At 56.9% G+C, this 22,880-nt stretch carries 21 protein-coding genes; 16 read left to right on the forward strand and 5 right to left on the reverse strand.

Going from position 1 to position 22,880, the window contains the following annotated elements; all coding sequences use genetic code 11:
• The first annotated feature begins 2,931 nt into the window (after window positions 1-2,931).
• The 12 genes from ABIB91_RS33185 (at window position 2,932) to ABIB91_RS33240 (ending at window position 11,382) form a co-directional block, all read left to right on the forward strand.
• The gene (locus ABIB91_RS33185) at window positions 2,932-3,147 is read left to right on the forward strand and encodes a hypothetical protein (RefSeq protein WP_354170728.1); all 216 of its coding nucleotides are present in this window, start codon (window positions 2,932-2,934) and stop codon (window positions 3,145-3,147) included.
• Between the two features lie 63 nt (window positions 3,148-3,210).
• Window positions 3,211-3,426, forward strand: a complete 216-nt coding sequence (locus tag ABIB91_RS33190; RefSeq protein ID WP_007590575.1) for a hypothetical protein — start codon at window positions 3,211-3,213, stop codon at window positions 3,424-3,426.
• Window positions 3,427-3,636: 210 nt separating this feature from the next.
• Entirely contained in the window at window positions 3,637-3,795 is a 159-nt protein-coding gene (locus ABIB91_RS33195; protein ID WP_354170726.1) for a hypothetical protein, read from the forward strand.
• 365 nt (window positions 3,796-4,160) lie between these two features.
• Entirely contained in the window at window positions 4,161-4,697 is a 537-nt protein-coding gene (locus ABIB91_RS33200; protein WP_354170724.1) for a hypothetical protein, read from the forward strand.
• 46 nt (window positions 4,698-4,743) lie between these two features.
• A complete protein-coding gene (locus ABIB91_RS33205) occupies window positions 4,744-5,064 on the forward strand; it encodes a DUF3892 domain-containing protein (RefSeq protein WP_354170722.1) in 321 nt (106 codons plus the stop codon).
• Window positions 5,065-5,297: 233 nt separating this feature from the next.
• Window positions 5,298-5,501, forward strand: a complete 204-nt coding sequence (locus ABIB91_RS33210) for a hypothetical protein (protein WP_354170720.1) — start codon at window positions 5,298-5,300, stop codon at window positions 5,499-5,501.
• Between the two features lie 393 nt (window positions 5,502-5,894).
• Complete coding sequence (locus tag ABIB91_RS33215) at window positions 5,895-7,151, forward strand: AAA family ATPase (protein ID WP_354170718.1); 1,257 nt, start codon at window positions 5,895-5,897, stop codon at window positions 7,149-7,151.
• Window positions 7,130-7,897 carry an OLD family protein gene (locus tag ABIB91_RS33220; RefSeq protein ID WP_354170716.1) on the forward strand — a complete coding sequence of 256 codons (768 nt, stop codon included), beginning with the start codon at window positions 7,130-7,132 and terminating at the stop codon, window positions 7,895-7,897. Before ABIB91_RS33215 ends, ABIB91_RS33220 begins: the two co-directional genes overlap by 22 nt.
• A gap of 74 nt (window positions 7,898-7,971) precedes the next feature.
• Complete coding sequence (locus tag ABIB91_RS33225; RefSeq protein WP_354170714.1) at window positions 7,972-8,223, forward strand: hypothetical protein; 252 nt, start codon at window positions 7,972-7,974, stop codon at window positions 8,221-8,223.
• 28 nt (window positions 8,224-8,251) lie between these two features.
• Window positions 8,252-9,247, forward strand: coding sequence for a hypothetical protein (locus tag ABIB91_RS33230; RefSeq protein WP_354170712.1), 996 nt, complete (start codon window positions 8,252-8,254; stop codon window positions 9,245-9,247).
• A 787-nt stretch (window positions 9,248-10,034) separates the two neighbouring features.
• Window positions 10,035-10,769, forward strand: coding sequence for a hypothetical protein (locus tag ABIB91_RS33235; RefSeq protein WP_354170710.1), 735 nt, complete (start codon window positions 10,035-10,037; stop codon window positions 10,767-10,769).
• A gap of 244 nt (window positions 10,770-11,013) precedes the next feature.
• Complete coding sequence (locus ABIB91_RS33240; RefSeq protein WP_354170708.1) at window positions 11,014-11,382, forward strand: hypothetical protein; 369 nt, start codon at window positions 11,014-11,016, stop codon at window positions 11,380-11,382.
• A gap of 195 nt (window positions 11,383-11,577) precedes the next feature.
• Here ABIB91_RS33240 and ABIB91_RS41785 read toward each other — a convergent pair whose 3' ends face one another.
• Window positions 11,578-11,784 (reverse strand): DUF6894 family protein, encoded by a 207-nt coding sequence (locus ABIB91_RS41785; protein WP_502917041.1) that lies wholly within the window; start codon window positions 11,782-11,784, stop codon window positions 11,578-11,580.
• Between the two features lie 240 nt (window positions 11,785-12,024).
• Complete coding sequence (locus ABIB91_RS33245) at window positions 12,025-12,270, reverse strand: PilZ domain-containing protein (protein WP_354170706.1); 246 nt, start codon at window positions 12,268-12,270, stop codon at window positions 12,025-12,027.
• A gap of 1,107 nt (window positions 12,271-13,377) precedes the next feature.
• On the opposite strand from ABIB91_RS33245, the gene ABIB91_RS33250 reads away from it, so the two are divergent.
• Window positions 13,378-13,638, forward strand: coding sequence for a hypothetical protein (locus tag ABIB91_RS33250; RefSeq protein ID WP_354170704.1), 261 nt, complete (start codon window positions 13,378-13,380; stop codon window positions 13,636-13,638).
• A 479-nt stretch (window positions 13,639-14,117) separates the two neighbouring features.
• The gene (locus ABIB91_RS33255) at window positions 14,118-14,300 is read left to right on the forward strand and encodes a hypothetical protein (RefSeq protein WP_354170702.1); all 183 of its coding nucleotides are present in this window, start codon (window positions 14,118-14,120) and stop codon (window positions 14,298-14,300) included.
• A gap of 961 nt (window positions 14,301-15,261) precedes the next feature.
• Here the strand turns inward: ABIB91_RS33255 and ABIB91_RS33260 are convergent.
• The 3 genes from ABIB91_RS33260 to ABIB91_RS33270 form a co-directional block, all read right to left on the reverse strand.
• Window positions 15,262-15,756 carry a DUF4142 domain-containing protein gene (locus ABIB91_RS33260; RefSeq protein WP_354170700.1) on the reverse strand — a complete coding sequence of 165 codons (495 nt, stop codon included), beginning with the start codon at window positions 15,754-15,756 and terminating at the stop codon, window positions 15,262-15,264.
• 640 nt (window positions 15,757-16,396) lie between these two features.
• The gene (locus ABIB91_RS33265; RefSeq protein ID WP_354170698.1) at window positions 16,397-16,600 is read right to left on the reverse strand and encodes a cold-shock protein; all 204 of its coding nucleotides are present in this window, start codon (window positions 16,598-16,600) and stop codon (window positions 16,397-16,399) included.
• A 326-nt stretch (window positions 16,601-16,926) separates the two neighbouring features.
• Complete coding sequence (locus ABIB91_RS33270) at window positions 16,927-17,490, reverse strand: hemerythrin domain-containing protein (protein WP_354170696.1); 564 nt, start codon at window positions 17,488-17,490, stop codon at window positions 16,927-16,929.
• Between the two features lie 1,221 nt (window positions 17,491-18,711).
• Between ABIB91_RS33270 and ABIB91_RS33275 the strand changes: the two genes are divergently transcribed.
• Window positions 18,712-20,145: an SEFIR domain-containing protein gene (locus ABIB91_RS33275; RefSeq protein WP_354170694.1), complete on the forward strand. Its 1,434-nt coding sequence runs from the start codon at window positions 18,712-18,714 to the stop codon at window positions 20,143-20,145.
• Between the two features lie 449 nt (window positions 20,146-20,594).
• Window positions 20,595-20,798 carry a hypothetical protein gene (locus ABIB91_RS33280; RefSeq protein WP_502917042.1) on the forward strand — a complete coding sequence of 68 codons (204 nt, stop codon included), beginning with the start codon at window positions 20,595-20,597 and terminating at the stop codon, window positions 20,796-20,798.
• Window positions 20,799-22,880 lie beyond the last annotated feature (2,082 nt).

The following is a 22,880-nucleotide window of genomic DNA, read 5'->3' on the forward strand; positions in this document are numbered from 1 at the left end:
TCAGCGGCAACAGCCTGCTTTAGCCACTCGTCAGCGAAAAGAAGCCACTGCGCCTTGGAGCACGGGTTTTGCGTTATGCCCGCTTGCTTGCGGCATTCCTCAGACTCTAGCCGGAACTTAGCAGCATCGTCGAACATGACGGCCAGCCGGAGATCGGTAGGGCTACAATCCCGGCGAGAGCGGGCCTGATCTCCTTAACGCAGGTTAAGTCGGCCGCTTGCCCAATGCACGTGAAAACAATCAGCTCTGTGAGACCGCCGCAAACAGGGAAAGGCCGCAGCGTGGTTCCAGCCCCCACTGCGGCCATCCCGGATAAATGAAATTGCTTGGTACTTAAATCGCGCCGGTGTTCTCACAGTAGAACACCCCGTTCCGAAAATGGACTCCGTACAACTACCGGTGGCGCCTTGTCAGTTTGGAGCGAACATGGCATGGCTCGCCCTCCAGCCCCCAATGCTCCCGGCCGCCGATTCAATTGCGGATTAGAGCGCCGGAGCCGCGAAAGTGAAGGTCGCAGGAACGGCCAAGGGCTGCTCCTGCGACCGACGCCGCTACCGTTCCGCACGATCGGCACCGGTGGTGCTAGCACAGAGGTCCGTCAGCCCGAACCATCGCTTACGATGAGGCCGCCACATGAGACGGCATGCTCATCGAGTGGGGCCTTACGTTGGGGGGCGGAGGCCGGGGGAGCTTAGCCATTGCTGAATGTGCAAGGCGTTCTCACTCATGCGCGCGGCTTTTAGCAAAGCTTCCCGCTTGGGCCCCGGAGGTGTTGCCTCTGCCCGGCTGCGAGCGGCGCTCGCCATTTGGGTGAGGCGTTCTGTCAGGGATGTGGTGAGCATGGGCATAAATGGCTCCGCATATCTTGGCGGGAGCACGGGGCTCTCAGTCACCGATAGAGGCCGTGATGGGCCGGTGATGGATCCACTAGGCGCGTGTTCCACGAGAATAGATACTGAATTCCGCTAGGGCCTTCGGGCTTGGCATTCTGCTGCACAATGGCAGGCCGGCCAGCGTGAACCGGCAGGCCCTCGAATCCAATGCACGGAGAGGTGCACTGAAACTTCGCGCGCTTCTGTCCGTAGTATCAGTATCCGGGATTTTGTTGATCCCTCTCGGGGCTGGACTAAACCGATCGCCGCCGGGACAAGGTATTGTTTGCCCGGCGGCGTCATTTTGGCTTGTCGCTCAGGCGAGCACCTGCCGCCCTGACCGGCGGACGTTTCGAGCGACTTTTCCCCACCTACGACAAGCGGTAGTTCGCGCCCGCCCGGACCTACTAGGAATCGATATTTTGCGCGCTGCTTACGATGCCGCTTTGATGGCGGCATGCGCACTCGCCGATACACGAAATGGGCCGGCCACTATCCGCCCCGCAGCCCTGCGGAATGGGTGGCTGACGGGCATGTGACCTGCAGCATCCAGTGCCTGAACGGCCGTTGCGATCGCAGAGTTGACGTGCGGCTCGAGACACTCCCGCAGGATCAACCGTGGTCGAGCGTCGGCTTGCGCATGGTCTGCTCGGCATGCGGCGCCGCAGGATCTGTGCATATCGTCCCGAACTGGCATGACAGTCGCGGGCAACTCAGGCCAAGCATGCGCGACAGTCTAAGGCCGCCCGTCGTTACGACCTTCCACGCTCAGCGATACTTATTAGGCATACACGACCCCGGCCGTCGGAGCAGGCAATGGCGTTGCTGCACAGTGAGGTCGAAAGCAACGCTGTAATGGTCGGAGGTGTTACGGCGGCGAACCTGCCGCAGGATTCTAAAAATTTGCGTCGATCGTCTTCTTCTTGAGAGGACATTCGCGCTCCTATGATTTTGGAAATAAGTAAGTGTTAGTCGATTAGAAAGTTAAGTAGCTCAATGACGAAATGTAGCCAAAAATGCCGTCTCAGTCGGCGGACTCTTTTACGCGCTGCTAGAATGAATGAAAAGAAGACTCCTGTTCAGTCCGCCGCCTGATTTGGTATGCGGTCGAGCGCGGCTGGCTCGATCTGCACGAGAGCGGTACCTACGTGCGGCTGCTAACACTCGGGCGGGATCTGCTGACAGCCGTAGGAACCTAGCATCACTGCCCGGCTTGCTGTCTCGCTAGCTCTCTTCTTCGAGCTGGCGGAGCGGCCCCGGCCTTGACCCCCCAGGCAATCCAGCCGGGGTCGTCTCTTTTGGGCAGTTAGTGAGGAGAAACGAGAGCCGCCACGCTAAACGCGACTACGCAGGCGGCAGCCAGTGACCAGAGCGCTATCGCGATCTCTTTGGGCATGAGGCGCCAACATTGGAGCGCTGGTCGAGTTCCTACCGGCGGTTGGTCAACCGGTGGCGGTGTTGTGGTGCGCAACTCGGCCACTAGCTCGGCCCTCAGGTCGTCCTCCAACTCGCGGATATGCTTCGCCGTTGGTCCGTCAGGAAAGTCTTTCGCGAGCTGGCGACAGTGTGCCAGCTTCCGCTGAATTGCCAAAATATCCCGGTCGCTTTCCATGAGGTAAAACCGCCTTCGGACTGCCACCTTTCATATGCCAAATGGGATAGGCGACGGCTAAATCAAGCTCTCGCCACAGCATCCCACAAAAAGCCGGCCCCAGAGGATGTTTCCTGAGGCCGGAAGTTCTACGCGTCGCTCCGAGATATCGCCCGGAGCTGGAGACGAATGCGCCCAGATTGCCGAATGTTCCCGACCCTCATGGGATAGCAGAGCCGGCGCCCTGATGCAGGTTAGGCCTTCTGCCGATTGTGAAATAGATCACATTGCGAGCCGGGGATGCTGCGTTACGATCAACGCACCGGGGCTGGCTAAATATTTCACCTAGTCGTTTTTCACCCGGCGTTTGAGCGCGCGGGCCGCAGCAGCAGTCCCCTGCTGCGGCCTTCGTGTTCACGGCTCTTAGTACCAATGACTTCGGCGTCCTGTGCCATTGGAGAAGGTAATATGTCCAAAGAGAAAAATTGCCTGATCGTTCGTGCTGCCGGGAGACAACTGGATCTTTTACGAGGCGAAGCCTCCCGCATTGCTAAAAGCAGTAACGTCGATTGGTGGATCGATCGCGCGGAAATCGGCACTCGCTTCTGCTTCGAGGATCCGAAAGCAAAAGATTCATTCGCTGTCGCTTGTGACAACTTCGGTATTCCCTGCGAAGACGGCTAGCTTTCGCAACAGCGCCTGGCGCGCCGTGGTGCTAATGCACGCTAGCAACTCGTGGAGGTGAGCATGTCTATCGATCGCACCACACAGACAGTCGAATGGGATGGGAAGGCCTTGATTGGATGGGTGGTCATCAATGGAACGCCAAAGAAAGTCTCTGCAGATCGTGAAACAATCCACGCTCAAGCGCCCGGCTTCAGTGATGCGCTAACCAGGGAAATCGACCGGCACCGAGCAGAGATTTTTGAGAAGTTGCTGCCTTACTTCCAGCGGCTCGGCTAGTCCTCGAAGATTCAGCCTGCTGGCGGCGACCGCGGAAAAGAAACCCGCCGACCTTGCGAGCCGACGGGAGTTGAAAAGAACATTAGACCGGCGGGCACCGGTCCCTTGCGAGCTGCTTTAGCACGCTGGCTTGGCAGCGTGAACTGGCGGGCCCCTGAATTGCAACCCGCTCTTAATCTGGGAGTTCGCGAGATCGCTGAGGCCGCTGGAGTGTCCACCAACACGATCACCAGACTGGAGCGCGGTGAGGAGTTGTTGCCCAGGACGGTTGCCGATATCCGCGCCGCCTTCGAGGCGGCGGGAGTTATCTTCCTCAACGACGGCCAAGCGATTGACGGCGGGCCGGGCGTGAGGCTGGCGAAGCGTTGACCACCCTCGGCGCCGGTCCTCCATTAGCGGCGCTTCGGCGCGTTCGTCCACAAGCCCTGCATATTTTTCCCTAGTTGCCGCATTTTACGCGCGCAACCTATTGATCTCGCGCACTGGTTGAGGTTCAGTGCGCCCTGTTGTTTTTGGGCCGGGGGGCTTTTCAAATGCGTAGATTTGGCGTCGTGGCGCTTTGCGTCATGCTGGGCGGCTGCGTATCTACTGGCGAGACCGTTTCTTTTCGAGCGTCAAATCCGCAGCAGCAGGCGCTTATGCGAGATGGGCAGCCTGCCCTGGTGTCTCGACAAAAGAACTCACTCGTTCTCGTGAGACCGGCTTCGCGCCAGCTCCAGGCGAATGGGAGACCCGTGTTCATCGTCGGCATCAACAATCTAAGCAAGCAGCCGGTCGACTTCCGCGTTGCGCAAGTCGAGGCTGTCCAGCACGCCGCTGGCTCTGACTTCGAAATGAAAGTCGTGACCTACGAGATGTTGGTCCAAGAGGAGCGAAATCGGCAGGTCGCAGCCGCCCTCCTCACAGGCTTGGCAGCAGGCGCCAATGCCTACAGCGCATCGCACGCGGGACATGGGAGCTACACCACTCCGAGCGGGCGCACTGGCACCTTCTACAGCCCGACCGCTGCAGTAATCGCGCAAAACAACGCAGCAGTGCAGAACGAGACCATGATTGCTGCAACGGTGGAAACTGGGCAGCGCAACATGGCCGTACTCGAGCAGTCGGTCATCAAAGACAACACGCTAATGCCAGGTGAATGGTACGGAGGTCAACTTCATGTGGCGCCGCCAACCGATCAGGCCGGCGCACAGAAGAGCTACACCATAGTCATCACAGTAGGTACGGAACGACATGTCGTCGACGTGGCGCAAGGGCCGCCAGGGGTTTGACCGCATCGCTGGAAACATCCTTTCCTAGAATGGAGGATCAACTGACATGGCCGATGCTCAGGTCACGTGTATCAACAAGCAGCCTAGAGATAATCCCCATGAGGGCATCACTCACCTTGGCGGGTCTAACTGGAAATGGCCTAGATTGCAGGTGATTCAATCCATCGAGTCGGGCTCAAACACCTTTTTCACGATGGTCGATGGCAAGCGGGCTGACATCGGCGTCGTCGATGGTCCCAATGGCAAATACGTTCGAACGCATGCCGATGGCTACTATAACGATAACCTGCTGGCGCTCCGCGAGTGCCCGTCGCACTCAAACTTTTTGCGGAACCAGAATTTCACAAATTTGCGGGGGCAACAGTGAAGAATACGATCAAAGCCACCGTGGGATTGCTGGTGGTTCTAGCTCTGACCCAGGATGCGAGTGCACGCGGCGGATCACACGGAGGCCGCGTCAGTTACGGCGGCGGACATCACACTTCTAGCCACGGGGGGAGCTTCGTTGGGAGCATCTCCGGCTCATCTCATCGTGGCGGCACGTACGTGAACTCCAAAACCGGCAATCGCTACGGCACCCATCAATAGGAGCAATGCAATATGGCGAAGTCGACCCGTAACAGCGGCAAACCATGGACCCCAGGCGAAGTGAGCCAACTCAGACAGCTCGTGAAAGGCAACACGCCGACGCGAGTGATCGGCCTGAAGTTAGGGCGGACCGAAAACGCGATCTACAACAAAGCTTCCGAAGAAGAGATTTCGTTAGCGCCAACCAACCAGAGTCCCTACGGCACAAAGAAGTAGTATCTAAGCGCTATGGGACTATTTTTGCGCAAGGAGCAATGGGAGCGAACGTTTCGGCTGAGAAGTCATCAGCGCATCGGCCGCGGGCTTCTGACACTGCTCTTCTGGCTGTGGGGCATTGTCGGGTTGTTGTTCAACACTGGGACGCTCTTGGGCCTAACTGGATCAATCGGCGTGGGAACGTCTGCTTTGTTGGCGGCCTCTAGCCTGATCTGGATTGGCGGGATGGTGCTTTTCGGGATCGGAGCCCTACTCGCTCACACAGACTTTGACGGCGAGCGGCCGAACAAAGAAGAGTACGGAGACGTTCGGGTTGCGGGATAGATGCAGCCTTACCGGCGGTACGCACCAATTTCTCAAACAATGTTTTGAGCAAAAAAAGAAGACGATGCTATGAAACTAACGAGCTTTCAGATCAAAAACTTCCGCTCCGTTGAGGATAGCGGCTGGATCAACGTCAATGACCTTACCTCGCTGGTCGGGCGCAACGAAAGCGGGAAGTCAAACTTGCTCTTAGCACTGGCCTCCTTAAACCCGCCCGGGAAAAGGCAGCCCCTAAACCCTGTCAAAGACTTCCCCCGCAGCCGCAGACTGGAGGAATGCAAAGGCAACACCGTTGTTGTTTGGACCTGGTGGGTTTTGACGCCCGAAGAAGCGGAAGAACTTGCACCGCTGGTAGGTGCCATCAAGAAGGTGGCGATCGGCCGCGGGTACGCCGCTGAAAGTGTCTGGACCGAGTTCCAAACAAAACCGCCTGAACTGGATGCAAAAAAAACGACAAACGTGCTTAAGCGGCTAAAGCCAGTCCTTGAGCCGCGGTGGACTGCGTTGGAGGGTGAGAAGAAGGGCCAGGTCGATAGTGCCTGGGCCGCCCTTGAAAAAGCTAACGCAAATACGGACTCAAAAGCCTGGGCCGCAGCGGTGACGCCCGCTGCCGCTGCTGTGAGACAACACCTGGGCGCCGCGGGCATCATGCTCGACGACAAACAGGACGAACTCCTCACCGAACTTGAAGATCATGCGATCAAGATAGCTAGCTACGATGCCAATAAGTTAGAGGCGCATAAGCGAGTCCTCGAATGGCTTCCGGAATTTGTTTACATAGCGGACTTCCCTGAACTGTACGGGCATCAAGAACTTTCATCTTTCGTTGAGCGCCGCGGACAAAACCCCGCGACTAAGGAACGTGAGGACAATTTCGAAAAGCTGGCTAGGGTTGCTGGGTTTAAGCCTCAAGAATTGTACGAAAAACGCAACGACCATGAATTAAGGGGACAAATTCTCAATCGCGCCAGCTCTCTTGTGACCGGCGAAATTCGTCGTCTCTGGAAAGATCGTCAGTTGATGGTTCGGGTTGACGTCGACGGCCCCAACGTCACCGTTCTGGTTTCCGACCCGAACGCTCAGTATCCCGTCGAGGTCAACCTAGACGAACGCAGCCGAGGATTTAGGTGGTTCTTTGCCTTTTACATTACGTTCTCAGCAGATACCCAAGGTGGGAATGCAGACGGTGCCATTCTTCTCCTGGATGAGCCTGGGCTTTATCTACACGCCAAATCACAAGAACATTTGCTCAAACACTTCCGCGAGGACTCAACCAAATCATCTACACCACGCATTCCCCGTTCATGGTACCGCCCGACGCGCTAGAGATCGTTAGAACGGTCAATATTGATGAGAAGACCGGTACTACGGTCTCAAACGTGCCTACAGGAGATTCAAGGACGCTTTTCCCGCTTCAAGCGGCGCTCGGATATCAGCTGTCTCAGACACTTTTCGTCGGCCACTCGAATCTTATTGTCGAGGGCGTGACTGATTTCTGGATCCTCTCTGCGGTAAATGCGCACTTTGCCGCGACTGGTGCTGCGGCCCTTCCAGAAGAGTTGACCATCACCCCCGCTGGCGGGGCTGGGAAGGTGTCTTATATGGCCGCGCTGTTGGCGTCCGAAGATTTGAAAGTTCTCGTTCTATTAGACGATGACCGAGCGGGCCGGGAAACACAGAAGGATATCGTCACCAACAAACTTTTGCGGGAGACTGCAATTCTTTTTGTTTCGGAGGGCTTCGATCCAAAACCCTCCGAGGCTGATATTGAGGACCTCATAGACCCCGTGACTTACGACAAGCTGGTGGCCGACACTTACAAAGTTGAGCTGAAGGGTAAAAAGCTCGTGCTCAACGCCAAAATACCGCGCATCGTCAAACGGTATGAAGAAGCTTTCAAAGCGCTAGGTCTTGAATTCTATAAGACGCGACCAGCCCGCGAATTCATGTCGCTCATTGGGGCTGACCCGGCAAAAGTGCTGACTGCAGATAGCACAAAGCGGTTCCAAGCTATCTTCAATGAACTATCGGCGCGCTACGAGAAGATGAAGAACGTTGCATCTTTCAGGTGACGCTTGCCTGCCCCCTCACTTCCACCGCGTCCGGTCGCCGATCAACGCAGGTCCATCAGCCAAGGTACCCGAAAATGAAGATCGCGATCTTATCTGCCGCCGACGTTGCTGGTTGGTATACCGCAACGCTAATGGAGCGCGGGCACGAGGTCACAATTGGCCCCTTCGGCCACGCGCCCTCGGCGGTGACCGGCATGATTGAGGATGGGATTGATGGCGTTCTCATGTTGGCTGAAGACGGTGATAACCTGGAGGAGATTGCTGCGCGCTTCACTAGGGCGACAGGCCGCCCTATATGGCGCAACATGACGGAAATCCCGCGCTAATGGTGGTGCAGTTACTGAAGTTGCGGCCATGAAGCGCCCGATTGATCATCTTCGCGACTCCGCGATGTCCATGGAGGTAGGACCGTCCGGAGGGCGCATTACTGAAATGGTTAAGATTGGCGAGCGTCTTCACACTGTGACAACCAACTCGATTTACCGGATCATGCTGGCTGACGAAATTGATCCCGGTCGCACCAACATCAATGTGCCAAACTCGCAACAGAAGGTTCTAGACTACGGTTCAGACTCGCCGCTGGTAGCCAAAACACTGCTGACCGCCAAGCAGCTTTTTGAGAAGGGCTTCCTAGGTCCCGACTTCGAGTCTGCTAAGGCAGTCGAGCTAAGCTTCGAATGCATGAAGAATTTGGCTGCGATGTCCGACCTTGCAGCGGAGTTTAGCAGGCACGACGATGACGAAGAGAGTCGACTTGCAGAGTTGCAGATCAAGGGCCGCTCTCTAGCGCTTCCATCAGCGCCCAACCTAGAGCCGCGCTGCAAAGAGTTCATCCAACGCGCCGATCACGCGCTCAAACCACTCTTCGCAATTACTTCGATGTTCTACGGAAGCAAGTTTAAGGGATGGTTTGAAGGCCTTGCGGAAGAAGTATCGCGAAAACACAAAGGCGACAGCCAATACATTGGGCTGACCGCAGACGTGGCAAATTTCTGCAAATCAATTAGGAACACTCGCAACTGCGTCGAGCACAGGAAGCCCAATGAGCGGGTGGAGGTCTCTGATTTTGCCCTAACGCCGAACAACGAGATCGTTCCTCCCACGATCGCCGTGTACCATCCCAAGTTTACTCAACCGCGAATAGCGATTTCCGCATACACGTCTCAGGTCACCGAGCATATTGCCGATACGTTCGAGACTCTGATTGCATTCATGTGTTCGAGAAATATCGATGCGTCAGCGGCGATTCCTGTACAAGTGGTGGAGCTGCCGGAAAACCAACGCAGCAACAAGCTTGTAAAGTACTCCTACGGAATAGACGGTGGGAATCAGATTATCCCCCTATCGTGACGTGCTTACCGACTACAAGGTCTCTGAGGTAGTGTGATCGGCCAATAACCCATACGGTCGTCCGAACAGTCGAGCAGCCAAATGTCACGAGACGATTTTCTTCGGCCCACTATCGAAAGACTGGCAAAGCGCGTCGGAATGCGCTGTTCAAATCCTGATTGTCGTGCTCCGACCTCTGGGCCGGGCTCTGACGCGTCCGGCGTAACAAACACGGGGGTCGCCGCTCATATTTGCGCAGCATCTCCTGGAGGGGCACGGTTCTACGATGCCATGACGTCAGAACAACGAGCGGACATCGCGAACGGCATATGGCTTTGTCAAAACCACGCGAAGCTAATAGACGATGATGAAATTGCGTTTCCCACCAGCCTCCTTCGAGAGTGGAAGGATACCGCAGAGCGGATGGCTTATCTTGAAGCCCGGGGCTTTGCGGTCAATAGGGCTCACCCGTTCAAGGACTTGGAAAAGGAAGGCTCCAGAGCTAATCGCAAAGATGCGAGAGAACCTTCAGAAGGAGCCGTTAGTTCGCGAGTTCGTGCTTCTTCCGAACAACAGGGTTTCTTACGGCGCAAGCTATCCGCAGTTTATCTATTTTGAAGATTCAATTCCTTACATTTCATCGATCATGACGATCATGATTCATGTAGGCGCAATATATGATGCTCGGTACAACAGGGTACCTCGCTACAAATTCACCGAGGCTTTTGTCAGCTTCCTGATCGGGGAGGGATAGCGTCAAGAACTGTGAACCCGGCAGCCTGGGCCACCCTCAATGCGATCAGAGAGCATGATATTAATCGACACAGCGAGCGTTTCGTTCGATGAACGAGACGAATTCGAGTTACTAAATGCAGAACTGAGTTCGCTCGCGGCGCGGCGACGTGAGCAAATCGACCTTCTCGTTGAGCCATATCGACGATCGAAGATCGCTTGGAAAGTCGCGGTGCTAGCAAACGCGGTTGTGTATCGACAGATAGCCTTGGCAGAAGGAGTCGCATCATCTTGGAATAATGCAAACTATTTGAGCGCGATCCTAAATGGAAGAGCCATGGTCGAGACCGCGGCCTTTTATTGGGATTTCTCAAAAAGATTTCGGGAATTGGCATCCATCCCAGATTTTCGAGCAGTCGACGCGCTGGCGATGAATTCTCTTTTCGGGACCAAAGATAAAGAGCTCCTTCGCGATCACCCCGAACATGAGGCCCGGCAGATACTTAAATCTATCGATTTAATCGACCGAACCGTCATCCCAAATTTCCGCAGTCACTATGATGGTCTCTCGGAATTCTGCCATCCAAACTCGTATGGGCACCGCGGGCTCTTTTCTAAGATCGACCACGACACCGGCATTGCCACCTTCGAAGCAAGGGGCAGCGACCGCTTTGTCATCCCAATCAAGTGCGCGTTAGGAACGGCAGCCATCCTGGCGGTGTCCCTCAATGCTGCGGAAGCAATCCTACCTCACTTCGCCGATGCGCATCACGGGGCACATCCCTCACCTGTTGTGGAGGATCCCCGATAACCAATACGCTGAACAAGCTCAATGCTGCGCGCCATCAGCTTGGCACCGCACTTGATCTCTTCATCAAGGTTCGCGATCCCGTGGCCGTGCAATGTCTGGCTTGTGGCGGCAGCGAATTGATTGAGGCGATAGCAGCTTCGGAGAACGTTCGCACCTTCTCCACTCACATACTGGAGACCTACCCGCAGCTAGACATGGGAAAAATCGCCGTCTTCAACGACAATATTGGAACGCCTTCAAACATATGAGCACGAAGGAGGGCCTGCGCAGAGAGGATGACGACCTGTTGGCAGCATTCAACGATACCGTAAACGACGCAGCGCTATTCATCGGGTGGTGGGACTATTTTTCTGTTACGGGTCGCTTGCCGCTCCCTGTGCAGGTATTTCAACTTTGGTGGTTCTCGCTCAATGAGGAGAAGCTAGCGGCTGGTGCTGATCTGGATACCATCCGCAAGCTGTTTCCTGACATGATGTCGCAAACGCGGACAGAACAGAAGCGCAGGTTGCTCCGAGCAGTTGAGAAACATCGTCATGACGAGGCGGTCCTTCAAGATGGCCGTACAGAGAACAATCCGCTTTGCTTCCCGGCTGCCGTCTTCCAGCGAACGTGACGCATCGTTCAGCACCCTGCGATTTTGGCTGGCCTTAGCAGATCAGGAACGTGAGATAATGACGAAGACCAAGTTCGGTGCAATCACGGTTCTGCTGTTACTGCTCTACCCGAGCGTTGAATCAGCCTAGTTTCGGACGAACTTCGTCCGAAACTGCTTTCAGTAGCCCCCTCACCTCCACCGCTTCCGCCTGCCCTAGACCCTATGCCGCGCGATCTCAGCACCGGAGGCGTCAACCACGATTACAACCGTGCCCGCATCACGGTCGCAATCGGGATCGCTGGCGATGTCCCGAGCGACACGGGCGCCGTACTGGACGGCTAGCTCAGCAGAGCCGAATAGCTCTCCCACATCGTCCGCCTGTGTCTCGCCATTGTGTAAAATCGGGAAGTAGTAACGCATAGCCGCGGCTCTCGTCCTTTAGTCGCGATCATGCCCACATGTCGGGACGGCCCGCACCTGTCAAAAACGACAGGGTCTTGCGAAGCGGATCACCGGGCGCCCTCCTCACAGCCCTGGGCGTGTGTCGTCGTTGACCCGCAGCAACAACGCTCGACGCCTGCCGCTAGACAGCGTGGTAGCACTACCCGACTTCGTCCCCCTGGGGCACTTGGCTGGCACCGACAACCTACCGGAGCCGACTCAATCGGCTTTGAACACGACGCCGATGCGAGTATCACTGGACCAAACGAGACGACAATCTCTGATGATACGGTCTCTTTCCAACATCATCTTGAATGTGGCAGGCATGTGCAGCTTCGTCGATAACTCGATCCCAGCACCGTCCTGCGAGATATTGAACACGCGGCAACGTCGGCTGCCGCCATCTCCAAAAATGTAGGCGGCTAAGTCGACCTCCGAACGATCGATCTTCCGGCGATCCGACATGATTATCCTTGAGTTGACGCGGCTGTCTCTGGTCCTTCATGGGCCGAAGCTATTTCAAGCAGTCTAAACTGCCTCGCGATCCGTGTTGCCAAGCCCGACCGCTCTTTGGCTCGCGCTCTCTCATAGTCGGATACGTCGTGTCCGTCTCGCCCAAGGACCTCGATCAGGATCGTTTGGCTATGAACATAGGTCACCTTGTCAGCGATCTCTCGCGTCAAAGCAGCCAGCTCGTCATCATTATCTGATGTCACGGCGATCTCCTTGGTCGGACCGATCACGCGCAGAAAGGCGCTATTTTGCATGCCCAATACTTACAGATCGTTACGCGGGCACCTTGGACCGCTCTATAGGCGCGTGGCCAGTTCGGCCCTGGTCGAGCAAGCTGGGTGCAAGCGCTGCCTCGCGACGTTCACGCTCCAAGCCTGGAACTCATCACTTACCAGCTTGCTATACGATGATGGTCCGCAGCGCTTCTGCTGGCATGAAATCGGTGTCCAACAATCGACAAGAGGTTCGCCCGTGGTCGCCTGAAGAAGAGGCGCAACTGCTTGCGCTACGCGACCAGGGTATGACTGCGACCGAGCTGGGCGAGCGTTTGGGTCGCAGTGGTCAGGCCGTGTACGGCCGGTTACAACCAAGCAGCGAGGCCGAACAAGAAGGAGCGGACACGCCTTCGCGCAAGGGATTGGATAGCCGGGGGTCCTCCCCCCGTCACCTAGCGTGACTGACCGCAGCCACAACGTTCGACGCCTCCCGCTATATCGCGGCGGTAACACTATCGACCTGGGCCGAGCGAAAATCCAACTCGCGACTGCCCCCGAACGGTTCATTAACCATGGTCGGCCTATCATGCTTTCCGGTGGGTTAAAGTTGAGTAGAGCGTATCGCGATGTTGTATTTGAGCGCCCTTAGCTACGCGGCTGTAACGATCATCATCTTGACGCAAACGGGTCTGGTTCGGTTGGGCTGAGAAACGTGAGGCGAGTTCTGCGGTGACCAGAAGCTTTCGGTGCAGGCTGCACTGAAACGGTCTGGGTCCTAGGCCGGATCGTGGCATCACGCAGGCGAAGGGAAATTACACGCGTTCAACGGTCGAGGGGATGGACCATGAACCGACTAGTCGGAGTCGTCGCGCTGCTGATTACGACTGGCGCCTTTGCTCAAACCGCTCCACCGAAAGCAGCCAAAAAGCCTTCGGTTAACGTCAAGCCGCAGCCGCCAATGGGCTGCAAACTGATCGGCGCCGTCAAAGGAACCAAGATTTGGGCGGGTGATTGCATCGCTCCGTCGCCCGCGGCGGAAATTCCCGCGCCAGCATCTCCGCCTGCTGAGCCAGGCGACGAGCGTCCGAAGGATACGAAACCGTAATCGTATCGGCGGGCTGAACGCCAAAGGGGAAATAGATGCGCCTACTCTCCTCGATCGAATTGCCGCATTGGCTCATGATCGCGGGGACTATTCTGGCCATACTGGGCGTCTTTGGTCTTGTGATTACTCGGAACAAGCACACCGCAGTTGATCCTGACACAGAGCCCCTCGCACCACAGCCCAGACGCCCCCCGCCGAGCCAGCTCGATTTTTCGCCTCATAAAGACGGCGACTGACTGTGCAACACCATGGCAAAGACTCTACGCCGTTCGCGCGAGAGACGGATCCCGAACCGCGAGTTCGCTCGGCTTGATCATAGCCGGTCCGCTATATGGCTCTTTGGAACGCTGCCGATTTTCATTATCATCTATATGAAGATTGCGGCAATCTAACGTAGCGCGGTCATAGGATAAGTGCGCGGCTTGCGAACTGCGCGCTACGTTGTTAGACCGCGCCCTCAACATCGAAGGAGCGCCACGTTGGCCAACAAAGCAAAGAAAACTATTCGCCGCGAGTGGACTAAGGCCGACATCAAGGAACTTAAAGCGCACTCAAAGGCGCGTACGCCTGTCATCAAAATATCCAAGGCGACCAAGCGCACCGCTGGCGCGCTCCGTCACAAGGCTCTCGTTTTGAGGTTTGGCTTAGGCCTTCAGCCCTGATGAAGACAGTTGTCGGGAAATAGGGACAACCGGATCGCCAAACTTCCATATTAGTTTGGACATTAATCTGACGCGTTCTAGCGCAGACTATCGGTCTTGCGATGAGGCAGCCGGGGGGCGGCCTCGCACACGAGGTTGAGGGCTCGCTTTAGCCAGCCCCGGCGAGCCCTCCCTCAGTCAGCAAGACTGACGTTTAAGTTTTCCATAAGTGTGACATCGACGACATTGCGAACTTGAGCCGTCGCTGTAGGCTTGTCTTGCCGGGGCTGGAATCAATATTTCACGTCTTCATTTTAACCCGGCTGGCCGCAGTGGTTTGCCGCTGCGGCCTTTTCGTGGAGCGCTCCTAGCGGTGAGGCCATCCTGCTGGGACACAGTGATAACACTGCCGATCCGGCGTGCGCCTGTACGACTGCCCAACCTGTAAGCGGTTGTTTTTGGGATGCCAGCCGCCATAATTTGCCTGATCGCGGTCCTGCTTTTGTCTGATCGAAAAAATTGGCAGCAGGGTGGAAATGGTCCGATCCGGGGCTCCTAAAAGTTCGGCGATTTGGTCCGCAGAGGACGACAAAATACTTTTTCAGATGCGCGCGACCGGAGCGTCATTCAGCGACATTGCAGCATACCTCGGCCAGAGTCAGGCCTCGGTCGAGGCTCGCTATTCCAAGCTAAAGAAGAAGATCAAACTGCGTGGTCGTTCCTAAACGCTTAAGCCCTGCCTCCGGCGGGATAGGACCTGGTGAACACGCCCTGTTGCTCAATGCGGTTGTAATGAAAGGTGCAGCCATGAGCGCGGGCGAAGACTTCGGCCTCTGCAAGAAAGCGAGCGCGTCATTCCCGCCGAACGCGTACTCGATGTACCGATCGCGAATTATCACCTGCTGGTCCGCCCCGACATCGTCTAAAACGCTCGCCAGCCGGAGCAGGTAGGCTTGGCGCGTCTCCATGAAGCCGTGTCAGATCAACTACCGGCCTTCAACGATTTTGCGGCGTCCAGATGTTTTTGCAACGTATCAATCTGGCCAGAAGCATATTCACCGGCAGCATCCTTGCTTTGTGACGCCTTCTTGTACTCGGCGATGTCCTTCTGGTGATCTGCGACCATGTGGGTAGCGAACATCTTATCGAACCCTGCGCCGGACATTTTTGCCATCTTGTCATGGTCGGCTTTTTGCTTCGCACTCGGGCCGCTCGGTGGGTTCATTCCTGCTGCTTGGGCAGCAGTTAAAGCCTTCTGATTGGCGACAGCATGGTCGGTGGAGAGCATCCTGCCGAACGACTTGACGGCATCGCTCTGGCCGTTCTGCTGCGCCAGCTCTCCCATGCTCACCTCAGCGAAATTGCCCTCGATTGCCTTCTTAAGGAACGCCTCGCTTTGCTTATCTTTCGCAGATGCGTTCGCAACTGAGATCGCCATCAAGGCTACTGTCCCGAGCGACACAAGCATTCTGTTCATAGGCGACTCCTGCGGGTTGTTTTGCCGATGAACACCCCAATTGCGGTAGAGGTTCCAATCGAGCGCGCATTTCGGCCGGGGTTCGGTCTTGGCAGACCCCTCTAGTGGCCGACGCAGGCCACCGCAAGATTCCGTAGTCGGCACGATGTCCAACTGGAACCGAATAGTGCGGGCGCTATTACGTCGCTATGAGCGATCGGGTTCTGTATGAAAGCAGCAATGGCGACATCTGGTATTTGTCGCGGCAACCACCTTCGAGCACGCCAGTCGTGAAGCATCGGCCGAATGCCAACTGAGGAGGACGGACCTCGTACATTGAAATGGGCAACTTCCTACGGGACAGCGCTAACGGTCCTGAGCAGCAAGCGCTGCCCAACCTGATCGGGACCTTGATACCAGACTAGCGAGCACGCAATGCGGTATCCTTGGATAGTGGCACTCCTTTTTGCAGTCGGAGTCATCGCCTGGGCAATGCTAGCTGAGCGTCCCCCAGAGACCCCCCTGCGGATCGAGGCGTCCATGACGGTGGCCGCCGACCCCGACCTTCGTTTGGTCTCAGAGCGCAGCCCCTTCATGCGGACAGAGCGGTGAGTAGCGAAGGCGCGCCCGGCCACAACCGAGTTGGGCGCGTTTGGAGGGCTCACCCCATCCGTAGATTTTCAGCCGAGTCTTTTCCGCGGTTATTCACGACATCGAAGCTAACCTTAGCTCCCTCTGCCAAGGAGGTGTAACCAGCCTTCTCAACCGCTGAGATATGGACGAAGACGTCCTTGCCGCCGTTGTCAGGTTGAATGAAGCCGTAACCCTTCGTCGGGTTGAACCACTTCACAGTCCCCAAAGCCACTTGACCTCTCCATTTTGCAAAATCGAAAACTAGTACTGGAACTCAGACAAAAGCAAGGCTGGTGCGGAGACGCATTTGCCGGGCTGGGGTCCTCCCCCGGCATCCTCCATCTTGGCGTCCTTGACCGCAGCCCAAACGCGCGGTGAGGCCCTCCTGCTGGGGACACAGGGGTAACACTGCCGATGCGGCGTGCGCCTCTACGACTGCCCAATCTGTAAGCGGTTGTTTTCGGGATGCCAGCCGCCAGCGCAGCCCAATTCTGACTCTCCCTTGCGCCGTGGACCTCATCGTCGCGCGGCACAATGCATTGCGCGACGCCGTAGCGATTACTTACGCTCCGCGTCAGCCTCCTGCTCAAGCCGCAAAATATGTGCGCGCAGCGTGTCAAACCGCTCCTCGGCAACGTCGCTGAATAGCGGGTCGTTGTGACTCGTCGCGGCTGAAGCGATCTCAGTCCAATCTTGAGGCTCGAGAACCTTAACTGCCACGGGAAAAAAATCGCGATCTTCCATCCTCATGTGACGGCGCTCGTGCGCGATAAAATCCCGAATGATAAGATCCACATCTTCGGGCAGAATGCCACGTTCCGCGAGAACGCTGTCGACCGCCTGAGCGACGCGGCGTAAAAGTTGGGCCCCTTTCTGGTGTTCGCGAGCTAGATCGCCGACCTTCGCAGCAGCGGCTGGATCTCGTGCCCTCAGCTTGGCAAATACCAAGTCTTCCTGGGGATGATGATAAACCTCTGGGTAGACTTCGAAGTAACTGATAACCGCGTGAATGACCTCGTAGTCAGCACGGTCGCCGCGGTCGAATACCTCGAGCTCCCGCTCGAGGATGGCCAGCAGCTTCTCAATGTTGAGATGCTCTTGGGATAAGCGCTGTATGATCATGGCAGAGCTCCATAAACGGATCTCAATATAGTCTTTGGTCGAGTGTCAGCATTTGCGACAGATCAATCCGAGACAATGCGATTTTAAGATCGCGCAACTCGTGCGGACCATGCTCGCGATTGCCTAGCCGCAATTTAGACCCATATTCTGAATTGCAGATGCGTGTGAAACGGGAAAGCCGCGGTGAGCGGCGCGTGGATCTAGGAGAACGAGCGCATACCCCTCCCCTGCCGTCACTACTACATGCGGCGGCTCCGATCTCTGGCTTCGATGCGACGGCAAGCGCTTGGCTATCGCTGGATGGTCGGCAGATCTGTGCACTTATGTCGGACCACAAATGCTATCTCCGGGATCGCATTGCGTTCCATTTCACTTTCCGCATTGGTAGTAGGTCCACAGCCTGCGCCTGCTCTCTTGGCTGGCGAACGCTTTGATATTTCCGGAATTACGGCTTCTCTTGATAACAGTCATTGACCGCTGCCTCGAGGGCTCTAACACCGCGCACGTCGCCTGGGGCACTGTCAGCCACACTCCCATGCCGTCAGGCTTGCTGGCGAGCGGGACCTATGTATATACGGTGCTGGCGGCACGCCCGCGTGTTAGTACCACACTGCTAAACTTACGCGATTGTCGCCGATCCAGAAGTGCCGCGGCGAGCCCACTTCATAGAAGCGACTTGCTGATGCTTGTCTTCACCTCCGGAAAGATCGCACATGCGCGCTCGTTGGGCTTTCATTTAGTGCTCCGCTTCTTCCTGGATATGCTGACCATTTTTCGATCGTCAGCGCGTCTTTGATCGCCAAAAAGCGTCGCACGTAGACGTGAGTCGTATAGGCGCCGCCGTCCTTTCGAAGGGCCTCGATGGGAAAACTGTGTGTATCGCCGCCCCATCGGGCAACGAACTCGATCGTTTCCATGTTTGGGTTAATTTTCCCGACGCCCCGTCTTCGCGTGGGGCAACCGCGGAAGAGGCACTGAACTTTCAGATGTCGCTGCTGGCGGATCGGCTAAAACACTCATAAGGTGAAGGCGGGACGGCGCCATGCCTCCCGCTTCATCTATCCACACCCACGACGCGCAGCCCGCGCAGTTCGCTCTGTCGGATGACCGGGCCGGCTTGATCTGTGAATAGCGGGGCGAAGCTCCACAATCACAAGTAGGTCACCAAGCTTCGTGTCACCATCGGTGATTCCCGATTCGGCAGAGTTTTCGGAGCGCCCCTTGACCAGCGACAAGCCTTCCGCACCCCGCGCATTCATTTCTTACAGTTGGTCCTCACCTGAGCACGAGCGATGGGTGATGGATCTTGCCACTCAGTTGGTTGACGGTGGCGTCGACGTCGTCCTGGACAAATGGAATTTGAGGGAGGGAAACGACGCATATCAGTTCATGGAATCGATGGTCACCGACCCTGCAGTCAAAAAGGTCATCATCGTTTGTGACAAGAGGTACGCTGAAAAGGCGGACGGACGGAAGGGCGGCGTCGGGGCAGAGTCGCAAATCATGTCCCCGGAGATCTACAAAAAGGCCGATCAGACCAAATTTACGGCAATCGTCTCTGAAGTGGATGAGAATGGCGAGCCGTACCTGCCGAAGTTTCTGGGTTCGCGTCTCTACATTGACATGACGCCGGAACTCTACGGGACAAACTTCGAGCAACTGCTCCGTTGGATCTACGACAAACCGCTGTACGTGAAGCCATCGCTTGGGGAGATGCCTGCTTTTCTGGCGGAGGACAGCTCTTCCAGTCCAACGCGCTCGAAGGCGCGGCAGTCGATTGAAATCATCCGCCGATCAATAGCCAATCCAGCCGCCTCCATGAACAGCTACCTAGACACGCTGGTCGACGTGTTGAAGGCTGACTTCAAGTTGGCACCAGGTGCGCCGGATGTTTTTCCGCAGGCCGTTCTCGACAATATCGAGCGCTTCCTGCCGTATCGCAATGAATACATCGAATTCATTGCGTCGGCCGCGCCCAAGTCAGATCCCGATCTGATCAGGACGTTGCAACGTTTCTTCGAGCGCATTATCCCGCTTATGGACAAGCCGGAAGAAGTCCATTCTTGGCGGGAATGGGATTTCGACAACTACGTGTTCATCGTGCACGAGCTGTTTCTGTACACGCTGGCAGCGTTGCTGAAGTACGAGCGGTTCAACGATGCCTCGAACTTCATCGGTCAACGCTTCTACGTTCCGGACGACCGGCGGGATGAGCCGATGAAACCATTCCACATCGTACGTCGGTACATGCGCAGCCTCCCGCCCAAAGAACAGGAGCTGCGTCGCCTATCCTTGCGCGCTGATCTCTTGGAGCAACGAAGCCACGTTGTCAGCACGATCAAGTTCACGGACGTAATGCTCGCGGATTTCGTCCTTTTTCTGCGGGCTTCCATCGAAGGCGGACGGTGGTTTCCCGATACGCTGCTATACACGACCTTCCGGTTTCGACCTCCATTCGAACCTTTCGCCCGATCACAATCAAAGGCCTACTTCGATCAGTTCTGCAATGTGCTTGGAATCTCGGACAAGAGCCAGCTCAGTTCCCTGGTGGAGGAGCTTTTGAAGGATGGGGCAAGGACCTTGCCCCGCTGGCAATTTGAATCCCTGGATATCGCTGCACTATCGAACCTTGAAAGATTAGCCACCACGCCGTGAGGACCGCCGGCCTCAAGAACCTGCGGGGCGGTGTGAGACCGAGTACCCAAGCGCCGCAGCATTGTCCGGACCCACGACGCACAGTAGCTCGCAAGCGCCTCGACCTACTAGGAATCGATAATTTGCGAGGGACTTACGATGCCGCTTTGATGCGGCATGCGCAGCCGTCGATACACGAAACGGCCGGCCACTATCCGCCTCGCAGCCCGGCTGAATGGCTGGCTGACGGCCATGTGACCTGCAGCATCCAGTGCCTGAACGGCCGTTGCGATTCGCAGGGTCGACGTGCGGATCGATACACTCCCGCAGGATCAGCCGTGGTCGCGCGTTGGCTTGCGCCTGGTCTGCTCGGCATGCGGTGCCGCAGGATCTGTGCATATTGTCCCAAACTGGCATGACAGTCGCGGGCAAGTCAGGCCAAGCATGGGCGAGAGGTTTTGATTCCAGCGATGAAGCACGTCATCGAACGCCCGTTTTCCGATCCACAAGCCGCAGCCCGCAAGCTGCTCGAGCTCGCCGCCAGCATCTCGCCAGTCCAGGACGGCCGCATCCATATTGAGAAGATCAACTATCCCTTCCTCTACACGCTCAAGGGAAGCGGCACCGAGTTCGGCGCCGGCATCAGGTGCGCTATCGAGAAGGGCTGGCTGTAGCTGCACGAGAGCGGTACCTACGTGCGGCTGCTGACACTCGGGCAGGACCTCCTGGCGCTCCGTTAGGAACCGGCCGGGCGCATTCTGCTTAAATCCGCGCTGGCTCGGTGCCCTGAGCTGGCGGAGCGGCCCCGGCCTTACCCCCAGTCTCCCCAAAGCCGGGGCCGTCTCTCGGCCGGCGACTACGCAGCTGGGAGCATCCGCTTTGCCTGGTTTTTGGAAGGTTCGCTCGCGCTCACGGGCAGCCTAGGACGCTAAGGCGCTCACCTAGGTGGCGGCATTCTTCCTAAGGTCGACACAGCTTCGATGAGGACCGGGCACTTTTCGTATTCCTTAGCATCGCCCGCGACTGTACCGCGAAGCTCCCTACATTCGCCGCCGTCGAAGAACCACTTGGCTTTGCCAATGGCGACGATCACTTTGCATTTTGGGCATTGCACCTGCATCTGCCTATTATGCACTCAGAGTCGGTGCATTTCCAGTCACAACCTCAGCGAGTTTGGAAACGAAGCCTGATCAATTGCGGATCAGAGCGCCGGGAGTGCGATGCCCGCCAGCCCTTTAAGCCCGTAGTTGAAAGCCTAAGTTTTCCGCCGCACGCTTCACTGATGAGACGTATCTTTCCAACGCACTCGCAATCTGGACCGCGCCGGCGCCGCCTTCGCGCGACAGCGCGAGCAAGAGTTGCACCTCCGCATCGGTCCATTCTTTGGGTTTGTCGTTTCTCTTCATCGGCGCAATACTTTGATGAATGAATCAGGCTGGTCTCGAAAAGGAAGAAAGCCCGCCAGGTGCGTTAGCTAGCGGGCTCCCAGCCGGAAGTCGCAGCGAGTTCACCATTGCGACCGAGGAATATGAACGGAACAAGGTTTACACTTTGTTAGCGGCGGCTGCATACCGTGTTGCTTGGGACGGGGCCGTGGGGACATACGCGGCCTTGTGCTTGGGGTGAGAGCCCGCCAGCTAGTAGCCAGCCCCGGCAGCGCTCTCCCTCAGTCGAGAACGATAGTTTCAACTCTCAGACAGCGCATGCACCTGTAGGCGTAGGCGGCGGGTAGGTTTGCAATCGCGGGCAGCAATGCGAGGAAGTCCATAGGCCGCTGGCATCGCTTGCAGATGAGCGTTGGTGCATTCTCCGTGTTCTCACCGCGCGCCATTGCCGGTCCAAAGGTAAGGAGCGTAGTTCTGATGGCTGGCGCTGGCATCTCCGGACTACTACCGGGGGGCTCATCAACGGGCCCGCCAATGTTACCGGCGCCAGAGGGTCTTGTGGTCCAACCGACCGCGGCTTCACCGGTTCCTACAGTTCGAACAGGGCCGCCGGCAGTCGGCGCTGCTGTCGCATTGGCGTGGCACAGGCATTGCTATTCATTGGTGACTGGGATTGCTGGTCCCCAGTTTGAGACAGGGCGCCGCCGGGACAACGCATTTCGAGCCCGGCGGCGTATCTTTTAGGGACTAGCGGCACAACCGCCGGCGATGCGTCATCAGCCGCTGCCGGTCGCGCGTCCTGTGCTGTCTGCGCCGACGCTTCATGACGGCCCCCGCTTCCCGTACTTAGCGATCTCCCGGAGGGACAAGCGCACTGTTTGGAGGAGGCTGAACGCCAGCGATTGCTCGCGAGACGCTCCAACTCATCTGCCAAGAAACGCGCGGCCATTGCGGAGCCACTTAGGCTCGTCAACCCAACCCTCGTCCACGAGCGGTTCTCCCCTATGCAGTTTGCCCGCTATCGTCACGGCCAGCGCTGCCTGGCTGTGCTGGCGCGCCGGCGGGCGGTCGCAGCAAACTCGATTGCTTTCACGTTGTCTGGAGGCAGAGCGCGCGCGGCGATCCGCGGGGACAGTTCGATGATGTTGCTTGCAGACGGCTTTAGGGGTGCGTGCTATGCACGCTGTCAGCCTTGGTCATCTTGAATTACCCTTCTGCGATCGAGGTTAGGGCCGAAGCGGAATTGCAACTTCCGTTTCGGACACACCAACCCGTTTGCGGAATCCGAGGCAAAGCGGCCACCGATTCCGACGGAAGGCGGCCAGCGATTCCGATCGAAAGCGGCCACCCAATCCGAACGAAGGCGGCCAC

Origin of the sequence: Bradyrhizobium sp. JR4.3, from assembly GCF_040547695.1 — a bacterium.
Classification (GTDB): domain Bacteria; phylum Pseudomonadota; class Alphaproteobacteria; order Rhizobiales; family Xanthobacteraceae; genus Bradyrhizobium; species Bradyrhizobium canariense.

Bases quoted from the DNA above. Each gene is read 5' to 3' on its own strand.
- ABIB91_RS33185 (WP_354170728.1), top strand. From the start codon at position 2,932: ATGTCCAAAGAGAAAAATTGCCTGATCGTTCGTGCTGCCGGGAGACAA.
- ABIB91_RS33190 (WP_007590575.1), top strand. From the start codon at position 3,211: ATGTCTATCGATCGCACCACACAGACAGTCGAATGGGATGGGAAGGCC.
- ABIB91_RS33205 (WP_354170722.1), top strand. From the start codon at position 4,744: ATGGCCGATGCTCAGGTCACGTGTATCAACAAGCAGCCTAGAGATAAT.
- ABIB91_RS33210 (WP_354170720.1), top strand. From the start codon at position 5,298: ATGGCGAAGTCGACCCGTAACAGCGGCAAACCATGGACCCCAGGCGAA.
- ABIB91_RS33215 (WP_354170718.1), top strand. From the start codon at position 5,895: ATGAAACTAACGAGCTTTCAGATCAAAAACTTCCGCTCCGTTGAGGAT.
- ABIB91_RS33220 (WP_354170716.1), top strand. From the start codon at position 7,130: ATGGTACCGCCCGACGCGCTAGAGATCGTTAGAACGGTCAATATTGAT.
- ABIB91_RS33225 (WP_354170714.1), top strand. From the start codon at position 7,972: ATGAAGATCGCGATCTTATCTGCCGCCGACGTTGCTGGTTGGTATACC.
- ABIB91_RS33230 (WP_354170712.1), top strand. From the start codon at position 8,252: ATGAAGCGCCCGATTGATCATCTTCGCGACTCCGCGATGTCCATGGAG.
- ABIB91_RS33235 (WP_354170710.1), top strand. From the start codon at position 10,035: ATGATATTAATCGACACAGCGAGCGTTTCGTTCGATGAACGAGACGAA.
- ABIB91_RS33240 (WP_354170708.1), top strand. From the start codon at position 11,014: ATGAGCACGAAGGAGGGCCTGCGCAGAGAGGATGACGACCTGTTGGCA.
- ABIB91_RS41785 (WP_502917041.1), bottom strand. From the start codon at position 11,784: ATGCGTTACTACTTCCCGATTTTACACAATGGCGAGACACAGGCGGAC.
- ABIB91_RS33245 (WP_354170706.1), bottom strand. From the start codon at position 12,270: ATGTCGGATCGCCGGAAGATCGATCGTTCGGAGGTCGACTTAGCCGCC.
- ABIB91_RS33250 (WP_354170704.1), top strand. From the start codon at position 13,378: ATGAACCGACTAGTCGGAGTCGTCGCGCTGCTGATTACGACTGGCGCC.
- ABIB91_RS33260 (WP_354170700.1), bottom strand. From the start codon at position 15,756: ATGAACAGAATGCTTGTGTCGCTCGGGACAGTAGCCTTGATGGCGATC.
- ABIB91_RS33270 (WP_354170696.1), bottom strand. From the start codon at position 17,490: ATGATCATACAGCGCTTATCCCAAGAGCATCTCAACATTGAGAAGCTG.
- ABIB91_RS33280 (WP_502917042.1), top strand. From the start codon at position 20,595: ATGAAGCACGTCATCGAACGCCCGTTTTCCGATCCACAAGCCGCAGCC.